Annotated in this window: 1 protein-coding gene; it reads right to left on the reverse strand. The window is 68.8% G+C overall.

All coding sequences use genetic code 11. The features are described 5' to 3' along the window. Positions 1-142: 142 nt before the first annotated feature. Positions 143-23593, reverse strand: a complete 23451-nt coding sequence (locus ACFWU5_RS25850) for a non-ribosomal peptide synthase/polyketide synthase (RefSeq protein ID WP_379269350.1) — start codon at positions 23591-23593, stop codon at positions 143-145. Between the last annotated feature and the right edge of the window lie 509 nt (positions 23594-24102).

Consider the following 24102-nt stretch of genomic DNA (forward strand, 5'->3'; position numbering starts at 1 on the left):
GGCTTCGTCACCCGATTCCACCGGACGGCTGTACTGGCATGGTTTCTTCGACCTCTCGAAATCTGGGAGCTGGCGACATGTGCGGTGCCCCTGGAACACGCGCGGGTGTGGGGCAGCAGGCACTGCGGCCGGCTCCGCGATTCTATGCGCCCATCGCCCCCGCACGTGCATCGGCCCTCGTCCTGCCGTCCTCGCTCGCGGACCGGTCCGCGCCCGGTTGCGCGGCGTCGAGGACGTCCGCGATCTGCGCCAAGGCCGCCTCGCTCGCCATGGCCCAGTGGGTGGCGGCGATGCCGTGGCGGTGGATGGTGCCGCCGATGGCCGTGGTCCAGCTTTGTGCGCCGCGGGCGCCGGTGGGGTCGTCGACGGTGGCGGCGAAGTAGACCAGGTCACCGTCGAATCTTTGCGGGCGGTAGTCGTCGACCATGTGCATCGACGCGGTGGCGGCGTCGATGATCCTGGCGATGCGGCTGCGGTCCAGCGCGGCCAGTGGTCCGCCGATGCCCGCGGCCGCGGCGACCAGGCCGTCGGTGTCGAAGGCGATGTCGTCACCCGCGAGCCCGCCGAGCAGGTCGCCGACGGTGGGCATCGGGGTGCTGTCGGGTCCGTCGCCGAGCCAGCTGTCCATCATGGCCAGCTGGTTCACCTGTTCGCCTTCGGCTTGCAGACCGGTCGCGACGGCGTGTGCGAGCAGCCCGCCCAGCGACCAGCCGAGCAGGTGGTACGGCCCTTCCGGCTGCACCGTGCGGATGGCGGCGATGTAGCGCTGCGCCCAGGCGTCGATGGTGGCGGGCAGCGGTTCGTGCTCGGTGAGCGCGGGTGACTGCAGGCCGTAGATCGGACGCTGGGAGTCCAGGTGTCGGGTCAGGCCGGCGAACGACCAGGAGACGCCGCCGACGGGGTGGATGCAGAACAGTGGTGCGCCGATGCCGCCCGCGCGCAGCGGAAGCAGTATCGCGAACGCGTCGTCGGCCGAATCATCCTCGGCGCGTAGATGTTCCACGACGACGGCGGGCGTCGGGTCGGTGAAGAACCACGCAACCGGCACCATGCTGCCCAACGCTTCGCTCAGTCGGGACGACAGTTGGACCGCGGTGAGGGAGTTGCCGCCGAGGTCGAAGAAGTTGTCGTCCATGCCGATTCGGTCCAGGCCGAGCACGCGCGCGAAGGCTTCCGCGACGAGCTGTTCGGTCTCGGTGATCGGTGCCCGGTAGGTCGCCTGGCGCAGTTCGGGGGTGGGGAGTGCGGTGCGGTCGAGTTTGCCGGAGGTGTTGACGGGCAGGGAATCGAGTTCGAGTACGACGGCGGGCACCAGGTAGCCGGGGAGTTCCGCGGCCAGTGCTGAACGCAAGGCGGCGGCGTCGAGCAGCGAACCACTCACGCTCGCACCGCCTTCCACGTCACCGATCTGTGTCGAATCAGTACCGACACCGGCGGTCACCTCTGCACCGGGAACCATTGCAGCGCCATCACCGGCAGGGTCGATCTCCCCGCTTCGGGCAGCAACGACGTAGGCGACGAGCCGGTCGGCACCCACACCGGACACCACCGCGGCCGCGGCCTGCGCGACCCCCGGCTGACGCTGCAACGCGGCTTCGACTTCGCCGAGTTCGATGCGCTGACCGTTGAGCTTCACCTGCAGGTCGGAGCGACCCACGTATTCCAGTGTGGGAGCGGTCTTTCCACGCAGTCGAACGAGGTCACCGGTGCGGTACATCCGTGTGCCGGGGGCACCGAACGGATCGGGCAGGAATCGCTCGGCGGTGAGTTCGGCCGCACCCACGTATCCGTGCGCGAGCTGCTGGCCGCCGACATACAGTTCGCCGGTCACACCCGGCAGTACCGGCCGCAGCCTGGAGTCGAGCACGTAGAGCCCGGTGTTCCACACGGGCACACCGATCGGCACCGTGACGGTGTCGTCGTCGCTCACCACGTGGGTGCTGACCTGCACGGCGGTTTCGGTGGGCCCGTACAGGTTCACCACGTCCGCGCCTGTGAGCGCGCGAACCTGCTGCGCCAATGCGGCAGGCAGCGCCTCGCCACCGGCGAAGACCCGCTGCAGGGAGCCGTGGCCTTGCACGTGCGCGACGTAGGCGGCGAGCAGGGTGGGCGCGAATTGCACTGTGTCGATGCGATGTTCGGCGATCAGCTGCGCGAGGTAGGCGGGATCACCGTGGCCGCCGGGCTCGGCGATGACGGTGCGGGCGCCGACTCGCTGGGGCAGTAACAGTTCCCAGATCGAGGCGTCGAAGGTGGTCGGGGTCTTGTGCAGCACGGTGTCACCGGCGGTGAACTCGAATTCCTGTGCGAGCCAGTCGAGTTGGTTGACGATCGCGCGGTGCGGGACACCGACGCCCTTGGGTAGTCCCGTCGATCCGGACGTGAAGATCACGTACGCGGTGTGCTCGGGCAGCAGCGGTCGCACACGTTCGCCATCGGCGATCGGTCCTGCCGAATAGGCGGTGAGATCCACCGTGTCCACCGACACCACATCCAGGCCGTGTGCCGGGAAGCCCACGGCGTCGCCGGTGGTGGTGAGCACGCAGACCGGTTGCGCGATGCGCACGATGCGGGCGATCCGCTCGGCCGGATGATCGGGGTCGATCGGCACGTAGGTGCCGCCCGCCGCGAGTACCGCGTACACCCCGACCAGCAGTTCCGTCGACCGACGCACAGCGACTGCCACGGAACTATCCGGCCCGACACCCTGTTCGATGAGGTGCCGCGCGAGCCGGTTCACTCGGTCCGCGAACTCGGCATAGGTGAGCGCGGCGTCGCCGTCGATGAGCGCGACTGCGGCCGGTGTCCGCGCAACCTGGCGGTCGAACGCGATAGGCAGAATGCCTGCTTCCGATGTCGCGACAACGCGATGGTCGGTAGTCGGGCCGTCGGCGCGATGGTCAGTAGCCACGCCGTCGGTGCGATGGTCAGTAGCCACGCCGTCGGCGCGATGGTCGGCAGCCACGCCGTCGGCGCGATGACCGGCAGCCGGGCCGTCGGTGCACCCGCGATGCTCGGTGATGCCGTCGGCCAGCATATCCGGCGTCGACACGAACTGCCGACTGAGCGACTCCCGAGCGTTCACCGAAGGCGCTGTGTCCAACCACTTTTCGAGCACGCGGCGGTCATCGTCGGTCAACAGGTCGATATCGCCCACCGCACGGTCAGGATCGGCGGTGACCGCGTCGAGCACCTGGACGTAACCCTGCGCGATGCGGGCGGCGGTGTCGGCGTCGAACAGGTCGGTGGCGTAGGTCAGGCTCACCGAGCAACCGCCGTCGGCGGTGTCGGCCAGGACCAGGTCCAGGTCGAACTTGGCGATGGCCGCGTCGGCTTCCAGCCCGGTGACGGTGAGGTCGGGCAGGACCACCTCGACGGGGGCGGCGGACAGGTTCTGGAACGCCAACATCACCTGGAACAGCGGGCTGTGGGCGGTCGAGCGGACCGGGTCGAGCACGTCTACCAGGCGTTCGAACGGCACATCCGCGTTCTCGAACGCGTCCAGGTCCACCCGCCTGGCCTCGCGCAACAGCGTGCGGAACGAGGCGGCGGGGTCCACACCCGTCCGCAGCACGAGCGTGTTGACGAACATGCCGACGAGGTCATCGAGGGCTTGCTCACCACGTCCGGCCACGGGCGTGCCGATCGCGATGTCGCCGGTGCCGGCCAGGCGCGCGAGCAGCGCGGACAAGGCGGCGTGGGCGACCATGAACTCGCTGGCGTCGGCGCGGCGAGCCAGCTGGCCCACTCGCTCCCACACCTGCTGCGGCACAACAGTTTCCACACTGGCACCGCGCTGTGACGCGACTGCGGGACGCGGCCGGTCAGCAGGCAGTTCGAGCAGACCGGGCAGCCCTGCCAGCTCACTGCGCCAGAACCGCAACTGCCGGGCCGCCACCGATTCGACGTCGTCCTCGCTGCCCAACACCGCACGCTGCCACAGCGTGTAGTCGGCATACTGCACCGGCAGCGGCGCCCAACCGGGTTCGGCACCCGCACGACGCGCGAAGTAGGCGGCGGTCGTGTCACGCAGCAGCGCACCGGCCGAGAACCCATCGGCGCTGATGTGGTGAATCACCACCACCAACACGACTTCGTCTGCCGCACAACGCAACACACGCACCCGCACGGGCGGCGCCGCGGTGACATCGAACCCGCGCCCGATCTCCGCCGCCACGATGGCAGGCACCGCGATCGGATCGACGTTCTCCACCACCGGCGCGGGCACGAACTCCCACACCGCCTGGTACCCGATCCCGTCGATCGCCGGGTAAGCCGTGCGCAGCACCTCGTGCCGATCCAGCACATCGGTGACCGCAGCAGCCAGCGCGGCGGCGTCGACATCGCCGGTCAGGCGCACCGCGATCGGGATGTTGTAGGCGGCGGAATCCGGGTCGAGGCGGTTGAGCAGCCACATCCGCTGCTGAGCGGCCGACAACGGAATCCGAGCCGGTCGTTCGCCCGCGGTGAGCGCGATCCCGGCCCCACTGCCGACGCGCGCGGCCAACGCGGCCGCCAGATCGGCCACGGTGGTGGCTTCGAACAGGGTCCGCACCGGCACCCGCATCGACAGGGCCGCGCCGAGTCGAGCGGCGACGCGGGTCGCGATGAGCGAGTTGCCGCCCAGTTCGAAGAAGTCGTCGTCGAGACCGACCTGTTCGCGCCCGAGCACTTCGCCGAACACCTCGGCCACCGCCCGCTGGGTCGCACTGACCGGCTCCCGGAACGGCCGAGCGACGAATTCCGGTGCGGGCAAAGCCTTTCGGTCCAACTTGCCGGACGTGTTGAGCGGGAAGGCGTCGAGCACGACGATCACCGACGGCACCATGTACGACGGCAACACCGCGGCGAGACCCGTGCGCAACTGCGCCGGATCCAGCTCGACGCCGGGGGACGCCACCGCATACCCGACGAGCCGTTCGCCGGTATCGCTGTCGGACACCACCGCCGCGGCCTGACTGACCCCGGCCAGACCCTGCAGCGCGGCCTCGATATCGCCGAGTTCGATGCGCTGACCACGGAATTTCACCTGGAAGTCGATGCGCGCCAGGTAGACGAGCACGCCGTCGCGAGTCCAGCGCACCAGGTCACCGGTGCGGTACATGCGGGCACCGCCGACGGAGCTGCGAGTCGTGCCCGCTGCGGACGACCCCGTAAGAACCTCGGCATCACCTTCTGCGGCGAACGGGTCCGCGCCCGACATCCCCACAACAATCGGGTCCGCGCCCGACATCCCCGCGACAATCGGGTCCGCGCCCGACAGCCCCGCGACGAACGGGTCCGCGACGAAGCGGTCCGCCGAGAGGTCGGGCCTGCCGAGGTAGCCGCGTGCCAGCTGGTCGCCAGCCAGGTACAGCTCACCGGCAACACCAGGTGCCACTGGCCGCAACCGCTCGTCGAGCACGTAGACGCGCGTGTTCCATTCGGGCACACCGATCGGCACGGTCTGCCCGGTCGCCTCGTCGGCGGGCCACGCGGTGACCGACACGGCGGCTTCGGTAGGCCCGTACAGGTTGTGCACGGCCGCAACCGATTTCGTCCGGAACGCCGACACGGTCTCCGGGGTGAGCGCTTCGCCGATCGCGAAGACCAGTCGCAGGCTCGTCAGTTGCGCAGCATCGGCGTGTGCGGCGAACATCGCCAGCATCGACGGCACGAAGTCGACCACGGTGATCTGCTGCACGGCAACGAGTTCGGCCAGATACAGCGGGTCACGATGACCGTCGGGCGTGGCCAGGACCAGCGTCGCACCTGCGGCGAGCGGGGCGAAGAAGCCCCACACCGACAGGTCGAACCCGGCCGCGGACTTCTGCAGGTACACGTCCTCGCTGCCGAGCCCGTACTGCTCATTGAGCCAGGCGATCTGATTGCGAATCCCGGCGTGGGTCATTGCCACACCCTTGGGCGTGCCGGTGGACCCGGAGGTGAACAGGACGTAGGCCAGGTTCGAATCCCGCAGTGGGGCAACGCGTTCACCGTCGGCTACCGGGTGCGCTGAGTAGTTCGTCGTGTCGACATCGTCTAGCGAGACAACCCGCGCGCCCGAGGCGGCCTTGACGTCGACGGAGTCGGTGGCGCTCGGCTGCACCGCGACCTGGGGTGGACTCGAATTCGCCTCGGCACCTGTCGTTTCGCGGGAAGTCGTGTCGGAATCGACAGCAAACGGGGCGGTGAACTCGTCCCGGTGCGTGGTCAGGACGAGGTGGGGGCGGGCGGTGTCGAGGACCTGGGCGATGCGGTCGACGGGGTGGTCGGGGTCGACGGGGACGTAGGCGCCACCGGCGGTGAGCACCGCGTACATGGCCACGACCAGGTCGATCGAGCGGCGCATCGCCAGGGCGACCAGCACATCGGGACCGACACCTTCGGCGATCAGATGGCGGGCGAGCCTGTTTACGCGGTCGCCGAAGGCGGCGTATGTCAGTTCTGTGCCGTCGAACACCAGCGCCGTGGCGTTCGGTTGCGCCTGCACCTGTGCGTTGAAAGCGGTGAGCAGCGTTGCGGTGCGGTCGATTTCGTGGGCCGTGTCGTTCCACTGGTCGAGAATGCGGTGCCGTTCGGCAGGCTCGAGCACATCGACGGAGTCCAGTGGTGTGTGCGGTGCGGCGGCAACGGCGGTGAGCAGCCGTTCCAGACGCGCGCCGATCGCCGCGGCGGTCTCGGTGTCGAACACGTCGTGCGCGTAGGTGAGCACGCCGCTCACACCCGCCGCGGTCCCGTCGGCGTTGTACTCGTCGCTGACGATCAGATGCAGGTCGAACTGCGACAGTTCACTGTCGGTGTCCAGGCCCGACACCGTGATGCCGGGCAGCGCCAGCTCCGCGCGTTCGAAGTTCTGGAACGAGAACCCGACCTGGAACAGCGGATGCCGTGCGGTCGAACGAGCCGGATCGAGAACCTCCACGAGCCGCTCGAACGGCACCTCGGCGTTCGCGTAGACCGCCAGGTCGGTGGCCCGCTGACGAATCAGCAACTGCTGGAACGACTCTGAAGCCCGCAGGCGAGTACGGAAGACCAGCGTGTTGACGAACATGCCGATCAGGTCTTCCAGCGCGGCCTCACCGCGCCCGGCAACCGGCGTCCCCACGGTGATGTCGTTGCTGCCCGACAGTCGGCCGAGCAGCGCGGCGAACGCGGTGTGCACGACCATGAACAGCGTGGCCCCGGATTCCCTCGCCAGCACGGCGAGCCTGGCGTGGGTGTCCGCGTCCAGTGCCACCGGAACGGTCCCGCCCGCGAGCGTGCGCACGGCGGGTCGCGGCCGGTCCAGCGGCAAGGCCAGCTCATCGGGCAGGTCGGCGAGTTCTCCGCGCCAGAAGTCCAGCTGACGAGCCGCCACCGACGCCGGGTCGTTCTCGTCGCCGAGCACCGCACGCTGCCACAGCGCGTAGTCGGCGTACTGCACCGGCAGCGGCGCCCACTGCGGTGCGGCACCGTCGCGACGGGCCAGGTAGGCGGTCATCAGGTCGCGCACCAGTGGCGGGACCGACGAACCGTCGGCGCTGATGTGGTGCACAACCATGGCCAGCACGGCCTCGTCGTCGGTGATCCGATACAGCACCACCTGCCACGGCACACCCGCGGTCACATCGAAGGTGGTCGCGGCCAGCACCGTCACCGCCCCGACGATCTCTTCGGCCGCCACCTCGCGAACCTGCAGTGCCACACCGGCTTCGGCGGCGGACAGGATCTGCTGCACCGGTCCGTCGGCGGTCTCGGGGTAGAAGGTGCGCAGTACTTCGTGCCGGTCGATGAGGTCATCGACGGCGGCGGCCAGCGCGTGCAGATCGAGCGCACCGGTCAGCCGCACCGCGATCGGCACGTTGTATCCGGCCGAATCCGGGTCGAACCGGTTGAGGAACCACATCCGCTGCTGCGCGGGCGACAGCGGGATCGACGCGGGCCGCTCCCCCGCCACCAACGCCACCCGTGCGGCCCCGCTGGCCGCGTCGAGTGCGGCGGCCAGGTCCGCGACCACTGGTGTTTCGAAGATTCGAGCCACCGGCACCTGCCGGTCCAGTGCCGCGCCGAGTCGTGCGGCGACACGGGTTGCGATGAGGGAGTTGCCGCCCAGATCGAAGAAGTTGTCGTCGGCGCCGACCAGTTCGACACCGAGCACGTCGGCGATCACCCCGGCTACAAGCTGTTCCGACTCCGTGGTCGGTGCCCGGAATTCCCTGGCGACCAGCTCGGGCGCGGGCAGTGCGCGTCGGTCGAGTTTGCCGGATGCGTTCACTGGCAAGGTTTCGAGCACGACGAAGGCGGCGGGCACCATGTAGGCCGGAAGTGCCTGCTGCAGCGCGGCTTTCACTGCGTCGAGGTCAAGGCGTGCGGCCATATCGCTCGCCCCGGCAGGATCCGCGGCGGGGGTAGCACCCGCGGCCGTGTCGAGACCGACAGCGTCTGTCTCGGCAGCTGATGAGGCCGCGTCGAGACCCTGAGTCTCCGCCTCGGCAGCTGATGGGGCCGCGTCGAGACCCTGAGTCTCCGCCTCGGCAGCTGATGGGGCCGCGTCGAGACCGACTGCGTCTGCTTCGGCAGCTGATGGGGCGGTCGGGCGCAATTCCGACGGCACAAGGTAGGCGGTGAGGTAGTCCCCGGTGCCGTCGTCGCGCACGGTGACCACAGCACGGTCGATCGCATCGAGCCCGGTCAGGACCGCTTCGATTTCGCCGAGTTCGATGCGCAGGCCGCGCAGTTTCACCTGGAAGTCGGTGCGGCCCAAGTACTCCAATTCACCGGAGCGGGTGCGGACCACCAGGTCACCGGTGCGGTACATCCGGTCGCCCGCCGCACCGAGAGGGTTGGCGACGAAGCGGTCCGCAGACAGGTCCGGGCGACCGACGTAGCCGCGCGCCAGCTGCACACCGGCCAGGTAGAGCTCGCCGGGAGTCCCGACGGGCACGGGGCGCAGCCGCGAATCGAGCACGTGCAGAGCGGTATTGGCGACCGGAGCACCGATCGGCACCGTGGCAACATCGGCGTCGGTGACCTCGTGGAAGCTCACATCCACCGCGGCCTCGGTGGGTCCGTACAGGTTGTGCACGGCGACACCGGGAATCAGTGCGCGCAGGCGCTGCGCGTCGGCCGCGGGCAGCGCTTCACCGGAGGCGAACACCTGTCGCAGCGAAACACAGTCGGCCGCACGGGGTTCGGCCAGGAAGGCTGCCAGCATCGACGGTACGAAGTGCAGCACGTCGACACCGGTGCGGGTGATCACCTCGGCGAGGTAGACGGGATCGCGGTGACCGTCGGGTCGGGCGATCACCAGGGTGGCACCGACTTGCAAGGGCCAGAACAATTCCCACACCGACACGTCGAAGGTGATCGGCGTCTTCTGCAGCACGGTTCCGGCCGCGTCGAGCCGGTAGGCGTCCTGCATCCACACCAGCCGGTTGACGATCGCGGTGTGGGTGACCGCGACGCCCTTGGGCTTGCCGGTGGAGCCGGAGGTGAACAGGACGTACGCCAGGTCGGTGCCACGCAGCGGCCGAATCCGGTCGGCGTCGGTCACGGGTTCATCAGCGAACCCGTGCAGCTCAAGATCTGCCGGATCGACCGTGCGCGTCCCTGTTTCGGGGAAGCCGGGGGCCGCGAACACACAGACCGGTGCCGCGGTGGCGAGCACATCGGCGATCCGATCGGCCGGATGATCGGGGTCAAGCGGCAGGTAGGCGGCGCCCGCGGCCTGCACCGCGTACAGCGCGACCAGCAGGTCGATACCCCGCCGCAGCCCCACGCCGACAATCGCACCGGGCCCGACCTGTTCGGCGATCAACCACCGCGCCAGTCGTGCGACACGAACAGCGAACTGCGCGTAGGTGATTCGGTCACCCTCGAACTCGAGAGCTGTGGCGTCCGGGGTACGCACGGCCTGTTCGGCGAACATCGACACCAACGTCGCGTCGACATCCAACGGCGCCGCGGTGTCGTTCCAGGCCGCCAGCTGCGCGGTTTCGCCCGCATCGAGCAGGTCGATCTCACCGACCGCGACGGTGTCATCGGCGACCACCGCGCTCAGCACCCGCACGAACCGCGCACCGAACCCGGCGACCGTGTCCGCGTCGAACAGATCTGTGGCGTACCGCAACCATCCGCGCATGCCCGGTTCGCCTGCGGCACCGGCGATCTCGTTGATGGCCAGCGACAGATCGAACTGGGTGGTCGCGGCAGGCATCGCGAACTCGGCGATCTGCAGCCCCGGCAGTTCGATCGTGGTGTCCTCGCGATGCTCGAACGCCAACATCACCTGCACGATCGGGGCATACGCGGTGGACCGCACCGGGTTCAGTTCCTCTACCAACCGTTCGAACGGCAGGTCAGCATGGGCGAACGCCGCCAAGTCCGCCGCCCGCACCTGTGCGAGCAGTTCAGCGAAACCGGCACCCCCGTCCACGGCGGTCCGCAGCACCAACGTGTTGACGAACATCCCGACCAGATCATCCAGAGCGGCATCGGCACGCCCCGCGACCGGCGTACCAACCGCGATATCGGCCCCGGCACCCAGCCGCGACAACAGCACCGCGAACGCCGCGTGCACCACCATGAACGTGGAAACACCGTGCCGCCGAGCCAGCGCCTCGATCCCCGCGACCACCTCGGCGGGCACATCGAACCCGACAGCCGCACCCGAACCATCGCGCACCACGGGTCGCGGACGGTCCGTAGCCAGCTCCAAAACCGGTGCCAGCCCGTCCAATTCGCTACGCCAATGCGTCAGCTGACGCGCCAGCCGCGAGTCGGGGTCGGCCGCGTCGCCGAGCACCGAGTGCTGCCACAGGGTGAAGTCGGGGTACTGCAGCGGCAGCGGTTCCCAGGCAGGCGCCCCGCCCGCCGAACGCGCGGCGTAAGCGGTGATCAGGTCGCGAGCCAGCGGTGTGGTCGATACGCCGTCGGCGGCAATGTGGTGCACGGCGAGCACGAGAACATGCTCGATCTCGGGGGTGTGCGCTTCGTCGGGTCGACCATGCACGTCGTCAGCGGGACCATGCGCGTCGTCGGACAAGCCGTGCGCGCCGTCAGCGTGGCCATGCGCGCCGTCAGCGTGGCCATGCGCGCCGTCAGCGTGGCCATGCGCGTCGCTGGGGTCGCCGTGCACGTCGTCCGGGCGGCCGTGCACGTCGTCCGGGCGGCCGTGCACGTCGTCGGGGCGGCCGTGCACGTCGTCGGGGCGGCCGTGCACGTCGTCGGGGCGGCCATGCGCGGACGCGACGCGACGCAGCAGCGCGGCACGCAGCGGCGGCTCGGTGGTCAGGTCGTAGGGCGCGCCGATGATCGCGCGCACGGCGTCGACCAAGTCGTCCTCGCGGACTTGTTGGACGGCGGTCGCAGGCATGACCTGACCGACGGGGAGGATGACCTGGGTCGGGCCCTGCGCGTCTTCGGGGAACACGGTGCGCAGGGATTCGTGCCGGCCGAGGACGTCGGCGAGCGCGGCCCACAAGCCGTCCGTGTCGAGGTCGCCGGTCAGGCGCAAGGCGATCGGCAGGGTGTACACGGCCGAGTCCGGGTCGATGCGGTTCAGCAACCACAGGCGAGTCTGCGCCAGCGACAACGGGATTCGATCAGGACGCGGCACCACTGCGGTCAGCGGCGGCAGCTGTTCGCGACCCTCAGCGGCCCGTGCGGCCAAGCCCGCCACGGTCGGCGCGTCGAACACGTCGCGCACATCCAGCGCACTGCCCAGCGCGGCATTGGCCCGCGCCACTAGGCGCATCGCCAGCAGCGAGTTGCCGCCGACGGCGAAGAAGTCGTCGTGCGCACCCACCCGCGGCACCCCGAGCAACTCGGCGATCACCGCGGCAAGCGCGGTCTGTGCTCCCGGTCGCGGCGCCACATATGCCGTGGTCACCGAAAGGTCAGCGGCGGGCAGCGCCGCCCGGTCGAGCTTGCCGGCGGAGTTCAACGGCACGGTGTCCAGCACCACGAGGTGGGCGGGCACCATGTACGCGGGCACCCGACCCGCGACGTGAGCGCGCACCGCGACGACATCGACATCGCCCGCGACGTACCCGACCAGGCACTGGCGTCCGGCATCGTCGGTGGCGGGCAGCACGGTCGCGTGCGTGACGCCGGGTGCGTCGCCTAGGGCCGCCTCGATCTCACCCAGCTCGATCCGCAGGCCACGGATCTTCACCTGGAAGTCGTTGCGCCCCAGGTAAACCAATGCACCCTGTCGATCACGACGGACAAGGTCGCCCGTGCGATACATGCGGGCACCATCAGCACCGAACGGGTCGGCGACGAACCGGTCGGCAGTCAGATCAGGCTTGCCGAGGTACCCGCGAGCCAACTGCGCACCCGCCAGATACAGCTCACCCGCGACACCACCGGGCACCGGGTGCAACCGCTCGTCCAGGACGTACGCGCGCACATTCCACGTCGGCTTGCCGATCGGCATTTCGGTCTGCTCGACCGGTGCCGTGATCTGCTGGAAGGTGCTGGTGATCGCCACTTCGGTCGGACCGTACGTGTTGTGCAGCTCGCCGGGGATGGTCGCGAGCACGGTGGCCGCCAGCGGCGCGGGCAGTTCCTCACCGCCCACATGCAGCATCCGCAGCCCGCTCAGCGCGTCGCCGAGACCTTCGGCCAGCATCGCGGCCAGCACCGACGGCACGATCTCCATGATGGTGATGCCCTGCTCACGCACCACCCGCGCCTGGTACGCCAGGTCGAGGTGTCCGCCGGGCCGCAGCAGCACCAGCCGGGCGCCGAGCAGCGCGGGCGCCAGCAGTTCCCACAGCGACACGTCGAAGGTCAGCGGTGCGCGCTGCAGGAAGCGGTCCGCGGCGGTCATCACGTATTCGCCACGCAGCCAGGCGATTTCGTTCACCACGGCACGGTGCGAGATCAGCACACCCTTGGGCGTACCGGTGGAGCCGGAGGTGAACAGCACGTACGCCGGGTGCTCGGGGTGCAGCGGCGAGAGCCGTTCGACGTCGGTGAGCGGGGTGCCCGCGACGGTGCCCTGCGCCGCATCCTCGAGCTGGGCAACGGTGAGCACCGGGAACCCGGAGCGCGAGGCTGCCGCGAAATGTACTGAGGCGGTTGCGGATCGGATGCCACTGTCGACGTGGTCGAGGTCACCGGCGGCCGCCACGACCACCAGGCGCGGCGTGGCCGTCTCCAGCACATGCCCGATGCGCTCGGCGGGCTGGGCGGCGTCGATCGGCACGTAGACGCCACCGGCGGCGAGCACACCGTGCAACACCACCAGCAGTTCGATGCTGCGCGGAACAGCAACGGCCACCGGCGTTTCCGGGCCGACGCCGCAGTCGATCAGCCTGCGCGCGAAGCGGTTGGCCCTGGCAGCCAGTGCGCCATAGGTGATTTCGACGCCTTCGAACACCGCAGCGATGGCGTGCGGATCGCGGGCGGCCGCGGCATCGAGCAGGTGGGCGGCCAGCGGTGCGCGCACGCCCAGTTCGGCCAGGGCCGCGTCGAGTTCGACCACGTCCCCGTGCGGGCCCGCGAGCAGTTCGGCACGGTCGGCGTCGGCCAGCAGCGCGAGATCGCCTACGGCCGTGGAAGGCTGTGCGACCGCGGTGCGCAGGACGCGCTCGAGCATGGCGACCATCCGCGCCACGGTGTCGGCGTCGAAAAGGTCGGTCGCGTAACGCAGTTCGAGATCGAGCCCGTCGGGCGTGCCGTCGGAGGCGAAACGGTCGACGAAGGTGAAGTCCAGGTCCACTTCGATCGGCGCGTCCGGCAGGGTCAGACCCGACAGGGTCAGGCCGGGCAGTTCGAACGCGGTCCGGCGCTGGTTCTGCAGCGCGAGCGAGATCTGGTACAGCGGCGAATAGCCTTGGGAGCGCGCCGGATTCAGTGCGTCGACCAGACTTTCGAAGGGCACATCGGCGTTATCGAACGCGTCCAGGTCGCCGGAGCGGACGTCATCGAGCAGATCGCCGAAGCGGGCGTCGGCGCGCACGTGCGCACGCAGCACCAGGGTGTTGACGAACATGCCGACGATGTCGTCGAGTTCGCGATGCCCGCGACCGGCCACCGGCGTGCCCACGACGATGTCGGCACCGGCCGACAGTCGCGCCAGCAGCACGGACAGGCCCGCGTGCAACACCATGAACGGGGTCGCACGGTGCGCACGAGCCAGTTCCTCGATGCCACGATGCAGGTCAGCGTCGAGTTCAGTAAGGAAGGTGGCGCCCCGGTTCGAGGCGACCAGCGGCCTGCGCCGGTCGGCGGGCAGGGTCAGGACATCGGGCAGGCCAGCGAGGCGGTCCGTCCAGTAGTCGAGCTGGCGGGCCAGCGGCGCGTCCGGATCGTCGACGCTGCCCAAACCCTCTGTCTGCCACAGCGCGTAGTCGGCGTAGTGCACAGCCAGCGGGGGCAGTTGCGGTTCCGCACCGGCGGCACGGGATGCGTAGGCGGCCACCAGATCTCGCGTCAGCGGGCCCATCGACCAACCATCGGCGGCGATGTGATGCACCACCAGCACCAACACGTGCTCGGTCGCGGTCACCCGCAGCAGAGCCGCGCGCACCGGCACCTCAGTGGTGATATCGAAACCACCGGCGAGCACCGCGACGACCGCCGCAGGCACCTCTTCGGCAGCCACATCGACTACAGACAGCTCAGGGGTGAACGCCTCGCCGACGAGTTGCGTTGCCTGCCCGTCGAATTCGGGGTAGGTGGTGCGCAAGGTCTCGTGCCGGGCGATCAGATCACCCAGCGCACCGCGCATCGCCGTCGCATCGAGTTCGCCGCTGAGGCGGATCGCGACCGGAATGTGGTACGCGGCGGAATCGGGATCGAAGCGGTGCAGGAACCACATCCGCTGCTGCGCGGGCGACAACGGAATCCGTTGCGGCCGTTGCCCGGCGACCGGCCCACGCCTGCTACCGGTGCCGCGCAGAGCATCCAGCCGCACCGCGAGCCCGTCGACAGTGCTGGCCTCGAACAGCTCCCGCACGGGCACCCGAGCATCCAGCGCCGCACCCAGCCGCGCCGCCACCTGCGTGGCGAGCAGCGAATTACCACCGAGCGCGAAGAAGTCATCGCCCGCGCCGACCCGCTCGAGATCGAGCACACCCGCGAAGGTCGCGGCGACGATCCGCTCGGTGGCGGTGGCGGGTTCGCGGTAGTCGAGCTGACGCGCCTGCGGTGCGGGCAACGCCCGCCGATCGAGCTTGCCCGAGGCGTTGACCGGCAGCTCGTCGAGGAATACGTACGCGCCCGGCACCATGTAAGAGGGCAGAGTCTCGGTGATCGCGGCGTCGAGATCGGCGACAGTGGGGGCGACTGAATCCAGCGTGGACGTATCGACCGTTTCGGAGGCAGCGCGGACCACGTAGGCGACGAGTTGGTCGGGGCGACCCTCGTCCGAGCGGACCAGCATGGCGACGCGGCTGACGCCGGGGACCGAGGCGATGGCGGCTTCGATCTCGGCCGGCTCGATGCGCAGGCCGCGCAGTTTCACCTGGAAGTCGGTGCGGCCCAGGTAATGCAGGGCGGGGCCGTTCGGGCCGGTGCGCCAGGTGACCAGGTCACCGGTGCGATACAGGCGCTCGCCGGTGCCGAAGGGGTCGGCGACGAAACGTTCGGCGGTGAGGTCGGTGCGACCGTGGTAGCCGTCGGCGAGCTGGGCGCCCGCCACATACAGCTCACCCGGCACCCCGGCCGGGACCGGGTGCAAGCGCGAATCCAGCACGTACACACGGGAATCGGCAACCGGCGTACCGATCGGTACCGACGAACCCTGCTCGTCACCCACCTCATGCGTGGTGACCTGGATGGCAGTCTCGGTGGGTCCGTACAGGTTGACCACTGTCGCGCCGGTGCTCGCGTGCACGCGCCGTGCCAGATCGGTCGTCAGCGCTTCACCGCCCGCGAACACCAGACGCAGCGAATCCGCCTGCGCGTGCACCGGTTCCGCGACCACCGCGGCCAACACCGAGGGCACGTACTGAACAACACTCACGCGGTGACGCACGGTGGCGGACGCCAGGTATGCCGGGTCACGGTGACCGTCAGCGGTAGCGAGCACCAGTCGCGCACCAACCTGCAAGGGCCACAACAGTTCCCAGACCGAGGCATCGAAGGTGAACGGCGTCTTCTGCAACACCACATCGTCGGCGCCCAGCGGGTACTCCCGCTGCAACCACAGCAGCTGGTTCACCGCCGCCTTGTGCGGCACCGCCACACCCTTCGGCCGACCCGTGGAACCCGAAGTGAACAGCACGTACGCGAGATGTTCCGGACGCAACGGAGCAACCCGCTCATCATCGGCGATCGGCGCACCGGACAGCGCCGACAGATCCAGGGTGTCGACCAACACCGACTCCCCCACCGCCACACCACTTCCGGTGACAGTCAGCACGCAGACCGGTGCCGTCTGTGCCAGCACAGACGCCGTCCGCTCCACCGGATGATCCGGATCAACCGGCACATAAGCCACACCGGCTGCGAGCACTGCGTGCACCGCGACCAACTGCTCCACTCCACGTCGCATAGCCACCGCGACCAACGACCCCGGCCCCGCCCCGAGCGCGATCAAATGCCGCGCCAACCGCGCAACCCGCACACCGAACTCGGCGTACGAAAGCTCAACTGCCGCGATACTTGCGAAGTCGGAATCCGGCGACACCTCGTCGGCCGGATCCGTGTCAACGACCACAGCGATCGCGTGGGGACTTGCGGCTGCTTGATCAGCGAACAGCGAGGCGAGGGTGGCGGAGCTGGCACCGTCGATGGCGGTGTCGTTCCAGGTGTGGAGAATTTCGGTGCGCTCGGCGGTGTCGAGCAGGTCGATGTCGCCGACGGGGCGCGCCGGGTCGGCCAGGACGGCGTCGAGCAGGCGGTGCAACCGAGTGGCGAAACCGGCGATGGTGGTGGCCTCGAACAGATCGGTGGCGTAGAGGAACGCACCGGAAATACCTGCGGGACTGCCGATTTCGTCGCGATGTTCGGTGAGGGTGAGTTCCAGGTCGAACTTGGCCACACCGGCGGGCAGGTCGAAACCGGCGACAGTGAGACCGGGCAGGGCCAGTTCGCTCGGAGTGTCCTCGTTGAGCGACAACATCACCTGGAACAGCGGGTTGCGCGCGGTCGAGCGCACCGGATCGACAACCTCCACGAGGCGTTCGAACGGTACGTCGGCGTGGCCGAGCGCGGCCAGGTCGGTGTCGCGGACCTGGGCGATCAGGTCGACGAACGGCGTCGCGGGTGCGACCTCGGTGCGCAGCACGAGGGTGTTCACGAACATGCCGACCAGGGCGTCCAGCGCACGTTCACCACGCCCCGACACCGGGGTGCCGATCGCGATATCAGTGGTCGCGGACAATCGCGCCAACAGCACCGCGAACACCGCGTGCGCCGCCATGAACACCGTAATGCCGTGTGCACGAGCGAATTCCGCCAGCGCGCGGTGGGTCCGGCCGTCGATGTCGACGCTGTGCATCCCGCCACGCCGCGTGGCGACCGCCGGACGGGTACGGTCCGCAGGCAGCTCCAACTGCTCGGGCACGCCCGCCAACGCTTCACGCCAGTACGAGAGTTGCTTGGCGGCAACCGATTCCGCATCAGCCGGATCACCGAGCACCGCGTGCTGCCACACCGCGTAGTCGGCGTACTGCACCGCCAGCGGCGTCCACTGCGGGACAACACCGGCTGCGCGTGACGCATAGGCGGTGAGAATATCGCGAATCAACGGTCCGAACGAGAACCCGTCCGCCGCAATGTGATGCAGCACGATCACCAGCACATACTCCGCTTGGACCGCCACCTCCGTCGCGGCACTCGTCGCGGCATGGGTCGCAGCACCCGTCGTAGCACCTGTCGTGGCATCTGTCGCGGCATCTGTCGCGGCAACACGGAGCAAGGTCGCGCGAATCGGGGCGTCGACAGTGAGGTCGAAGCCGATCGACGCGACAGTGCGCACCGCGTCGGGCAACTCGCCCGCCGACACGATGCGGGGGTGCACCTCGCCGAGAAGGCCAGCGGCCGGGAGGATCTCGGCGATTGCGTTGCCGTCGATTTCCGGGTAGCGGGTGCGCAAGACCTCGTGCCGGTCCAGCACATCGACGATCGCGGCCTGGAGGGCGGTGATGTCGAGATCGCCGGTCAGGCGCACGGCCATCGGAATGTTGTCGGTGGCCGAACCGGGGTCGAAACGGTTGAGGAACCACATGCGCTGCTGTGCGGGCGACAGCGGCAGCGGGTCCGGCCGGGGTCCTGCCACCAGCGTGGGACCGGTGCCGGTACCGCGCAGACGGTCGGCCGCCGCGGCCAGCGCGGACACGGTCGCGGTGTCGAACAGTTGGCGCACGGGGATGCGAATGTCGAGGTCGGTGCCGATGCGCGCCATCAGGCGGGTGGCCAGGAGCGAGTTGCCGCCGAGGTCGAAGAAGTCGTCGTCGCGGCCGACCCGGTCCAGTCCGAGCACCTCGGCGAACGCGGCGGCCACCACCTGCTCGGCGACGGTTTCCGGCGCGCGGTAGGCGGCGGCTTCGAATACCGGTGCGGGCAGCGCAGCCCGGTCGAGCTTGCCGACGGGGGTCAGCGGCACCGCGTCCAAGGCGACGATCGCGGCCGGAACCATGTGTGCGGGCAGGTGGGCGGCCGTGTGGGCGGTGAGTGCGGCGGCGTCAATCGTGGCACCAGCGACAGGCACCACATACGACACCAGCAGCGTCGCGCCAACGCCAGTGCGGTCGCCGACAGCCCCGCCGTCATCGCCACGCAGGCCGTCATCGCCGCGCTGACCAACAGCAGTGTGATGGCCGATCGTGGCCGCGAAGTCGACCGAGGGATGGCGCCCCAGCACCGCATCGATCTCACCCAACTCGATCCGGAACCCACGCACCTTCACCTGAAAGTCGTTACGCCCCAGGTACTCCAGATCGAACGAACCATCCCGCTGAATCCACCGCACAGTGTCGCCGGTGCGGTACATCCGCTCACCGGGCGCACCGAACGGATTGGTGACGAACCGCCCCGCCGTCAACGCGGGCCGACGGTGATACCCGCGCGCCAACTGCGCCCCCGCGATATACAGCTCGCCGACCACCCCGGCAGGCACCGGCCGCAACCGCTCGTCCAGCACCAGTTCCGTCGTGCCCTCCACCGGCCCACCGAGCGTGACAGGCGTTGTCGCACTGAGTGGTTCGCTGATATTGGTGACAATGGTCGTCTCGGTCGGCCCGTAACCATTACGGAAGATCAGCCCCGGAATCGCCGCGGTCCAGCGCGCAACCAGCTCGGCCGGGCACGCCTCACCACCGACAACGACCACCCGCAGCTCATCGAGCCCGTCCGGGTTCACCGTGGCCAACGCCGACGGCGTGATCACCACATGGGTCACCCGCTCGACCCGCAACAACTCCCCCAGCTCCACCCCGCCGAACACCCCCGCGGGCGCGACCACCATGGTCGCCCCCTCGGTCACGGTCAACAGCAGCTCAGCCACCGAAATATCGAACGAGGGCGACGCCACGTGCAGCACCCGCGCATCCGCCGACGCGCGATACCGCCCGGCCTGCACCGGCAGATACGCCGCCACCGCCCCGTGCGGAATCACCACACCCTTGGGCAAACCGGTGGTTCCGGAGGTGTAGATGACATACGCGGGATCCAACGGATCCACCGCCCGCCGCTTCGCGCCGCCCGCAACCGAGCCGTCGCCCGACGCGCCAATGCCGAGATCGGCAGTCCCCACACCCGAATCCGCGCGGTCCAGCACCAACCAGTTCACTGTGGTCGGCAGCTCCGCCAGCACAGCATCGACCGTGATCCCCGCCGCCGCACCGGAATCGGCGAGCATGTGGGCGATCCGATCCGCCGGATAGTTCGGGTCGACGGGAAGGAACCCCGCGCCGGACTTCACGACCGCCCAGACCGCGGTGACCGAGTCAGCCGAGCGCGGAATGCTCACCGCGACAAGGTCTCCCGCACCGACACCGAGCTCGACCAAGCGGGCAGCCAAGCGAGATGAGGCAGCGTCGAGCTCGCCGTAGGTGACAGTGCGGGCACCATCGCGGATCGCGATCGCGGTGGGATCGGCGGCAGCGCGGGCCAGTACCTCCGGCAGCAACGGAGCGGGAGCCGACATACCCCCGGAGCGGGTGGTCAGCTCGGCCATTTCCGCATCGATCAGCAACGGCAGATCAGCAACAGGAGTCTGCGGCGAGGCAGCAATCGCAGCGAGCAGGCCCGTAAAACGACGCACCATACGCGCCACGGTCTGCTCATCGAACAGATCTGTGGCGTAAGAGAATTCACCCGACAATCCCGCGGCAGCAGACTCGCGCACAGTCACCGAAAGATCGAACTTCTCGATGTCATAAGGCATATCGACCGCAGCCGCACGAAGACCGGGCAGCTCGAACGTCGTCGGCGGCAGATTCTGCAGCGACAACGCCACCTGGAACAGCGGATGACGCCCGGCCGAACGCGGCGGAGCCAGCACCTCCACCAGCCGCTCGAACGGCAACGTGGTGTGGTCGAAAGCGGCCAGGTCACCGGTGCGAACCCGACCGAGCAGCTCGGCGAACGGCTCGGCGCCCCGCACCTGAGTGCGCAACACCGCGGTGTTGACGAACATCCCGATGACATCGTCGAGCTCGGCCGCACCACGCCCCGCGACCGGCGAACCGATCATCACATCGGCATTACCCGACAGCCGCGCGACCAGCACCGACAGCGCCGCGTGCAGCACCATGAACAACGTCGCACCCTGTTGCGCGGCAACAGTATTCAGCGCATCGACCACGTCACCATCGAGCTCGAACGAAACCCGACGCCCCCGCATCGACGCGACAGCGGGCCGAGGCCGATCGGTCGGCAGACTCGACTCATCCGGCAGCCCGGCCAACGATTCACGCCAGAACGCGATCTCCCGCCCGGCCTGCGAGTCGGCATCCTCCTCCGCACCGAGCACAGCACGCTGCCACAGCGTGTAGTCCGCATACTGCACCGGCAACGGATTCCACTGCGGCACACCACCTTCGGCACGCGCGTAGTAGGCGGCCATCGTGTCCCGCACCAGCGGCCCGGCCGACCACCCGTCCGACGCGATGTGATGAACCACCAGCACCAACACGTGATCGCCGTCCACCGAGAACAGCCGCGCCCGCACGGGCGGCGCGGCGGTGACATCGAATCCACGCAGAATCACCGCAGCCAAGGCGCCGGGAAGTTCGTCCGCGGCGAGGTTGACGGGCTCGAGCAGCGAGGGAACATCTGCCCCCGCGCCACGGTCAGCGATGGACCCGCCCCGGTCCGAACTCGAATCCGAGTCGGCGACAAGCAGTTCCAGCGCCCCCTCAACAGAAAGAACCCGCTGCGTCCCCACCCCCTCCACCTCGGGATACACCGTCCGCAGCACCTCATGCCGACCGATCAGATCCCCCACCGCAGCCGCCAACGCCGCCCGATCCAACACCCCGGACAACCGCACCGCGATCGGAATGTTGTACGCCCCGGACTCCGGATCGAACCGATTCAGAAACCACATCCGCTGCTGAGCAGGCGACAACGGCACCACCGCGGGCCGCGGCCCCGCCACCAGCGCGGGCCGATCATCGACAACCCCACCCTCGACCAACTTCGCCAACACAGCAACAGTGGGACTGTCGAAGAAGTCCCGAACATCCACCCGCACACCGAACTTCGCCTGCAACCGCCCGATCGCACGCGTAGCGATCAGCGAGTTCCCCCCGAGCCGGAAGAAGTCGTCGTCCAACCCGACGGTCTCCACCTCGAGCAGTTCGGCGAACAACGCCGCAACAGCCCGCTCGGTGGCGGTCTCCGGCTCCCGAAACTCTGCGGCCGCAACCCGAAAGTCGGGTTCGGGCAACGCTTTACGATCCAACTTGCCACTGGCATTGATCGGCATCGCGTCGAGCTGAATCAGCAACGACGGCACCATGTACTCCGGCATCGACGCCTTCGCATGGGCCACCAACTCGGCGGTGGAGAGCACGGACCCGTCCACGCTCACCACATACCCGACCAGCGCCTCCCCGGCAGCGTGCCGATGCAACACCACCGCCGCGTTCCCGACCAGCGGATGCGCGGCCAGCACCGCCTCGATCTCCCCCAGTTCGATCCGCAGCCCACGCAGTTTCACCTGAAAGTCGGTGCGCCCCAAGTACTCCAGCTCACCACGCAACTCGCGCACCAGGTCACCGGTGCGGTACATCCGCTCACCGGCCACCCCGTACGGATTGGCGACGAACCGATCCGAGGTCAGCCCCGGCCGCGCCACATACCCGCGCGCCAACTGCACACCCGCCAGGTACAGCTCACCCACCACACCCACGGGCACCTGGTCGAGGTTCTCGTCCAACACCAGCAGCCCGGTGTCATCGGCGGGTCCACCGATGGGCACCGACACCTCGTCCGCGGCGGTCACCTCGTGCGCGGTCACATCGACCGCCGCCTCGGTGGGCCCGTACAGGTTGTGCAGCGCGGTCGCCGACAGCTTGCGCAGCCGCGCGGCGGTGGCGGCGGGCAGCGCCTCACCGGAGGCGAACACCATCCGCAACGACGACAGGTCCACAGCGGCCCCGCTGTCGCCCAGTTCCCCGACGAACGCGGCCAACATCGACGGCACGAAGTGGGTCACGGTGACCCGATGCGCAGCGATCAACGCCGCCAGATACGCGGGATCACCGTGGCGGCCGGGTTCAGCGACAATCAGTCGCGCACCAACTTGCAAGGGCCAGAACAACTCCCACACCGACACGTCGAAGGTGTACGGCGTCTTCTGCAACACCACATCGGCCTGCGACATCGGATAGCGCCGCTGCCGCCAGTCCAGATTCGCCACGATCGCCCCGTGCGTCACCGCCACACCCTTGGGCCGCCCCGTTGACCCGGAGGTGAAGATGACATACGCGGTATTTCCCGCCCGCACCCCGGAATCCACCGCGCCCGGCACAGCCGACCAGTCGAGATCATCGGTGCGCAACACCGGCGCCCCGTTCAGATCCGGCTCGTCACACGCGCGCGTGACCACCACCACCGGCCGCGCCACCTCGAGCACATAGTGCAACCGATCCACCGGATGATCGGGATCCAACGGCACATACGCACCGCCGGCGCGCACGATCGCGTGCACCGCCACGATCAGCTCGACACTGCGTCGCATGGCCAACCCGACCAGCGACTCCGGCCCCACACCCAACTGCACCAACCGACCCGCCAACACCGCGACCCTGGCATCGAACTCGGCATAGGTCAGCACCACGTCACCGAACTGCACCGCCACCGCATCCGGCGTGGCAGCCAGCTGCGCGGCGAACCGGTCGACCAGCGTGGCCGCAGCCACCTCGGAGATCCCCAGCGCCGCCAGCACATCGACAGCCAACGAATCCAACAGCACCCCGAAGGTCCCCTCGGCGGCATCGACCACCGCGGGGAACATCTCGGCGAGCACCACCTGCACCAGCGTTTCCGCGTCCAACGCCCCGCCGGTCATCTCGCCCATCGCCGTGAGCTGCGCATCCAGGTCGGCATAGGACACCGCGACACCGTCGAACTCGACCGCGATCCGCGCCGGTTCCATCGCCGCGACCGTCGCCACCAGCGCTGCCAGCTGTTCTGTTTCCGCGCGCGCCGGGGTGGAGTTGGTCATCTGGATTGCCTTCCCTCTACCGGCCACGGGTCACACCACACGGCCGCAAACAAACTCATCGAACTCCCGGTTCGCGACCGGGGCGGGATCGACGCGGGGGTGGCCAACCTCGGGCAACCTGCCCGAAATCCACCCGTACGCGTCAGCATTCAGCGCGATCGGCTATGACACGATCGCAATATCCCGGCTCATCTCCCGACCTCCATCGTCAACCACCAACACCTGACACACGCGTTTCGCAGACGAGGAGAAGCGTATTCGTTTCAATAATAAACCGGACCAGATTCAGTCAAAACAGCAGCACGGGTTCTTACTGTGTCCAGTCACACTAGGTCACGCAACGTTGCATCACCGTTGCATCATCGTGATCCGCGTCACGAACAGGTTTGGCACGACAAAACCCCCGCCGTTCGCGGCGATTTCTAGGGGTCGTCGCAACACCGCTGGTGTTAGACGGTGAGTAGATCACGCAGACGCTCGGCTGGGGTATCCCAGTCGAGCGTTTTGCG

It is taken from the genome of Nocardia sp. NPDC058640 (assembly GCF_042716995.1).
Classification (GTDB): domain Bacteria; phylum Actinomycetota; class Actinomycetes; order Mycobacteriales; family Mycobacteriaceae; genus Nocardia.

Bases quoted from the DNA above. Each gene is read 5' to 3' on its own strand.
- ACFWU5_RS25850 (WP_379269350.1), bottom strand. From the start codon at position 23,593: ATGACCAACTCCACCCCGGCGCGCGCGGAAACAGAACAGCTGGCAGCG.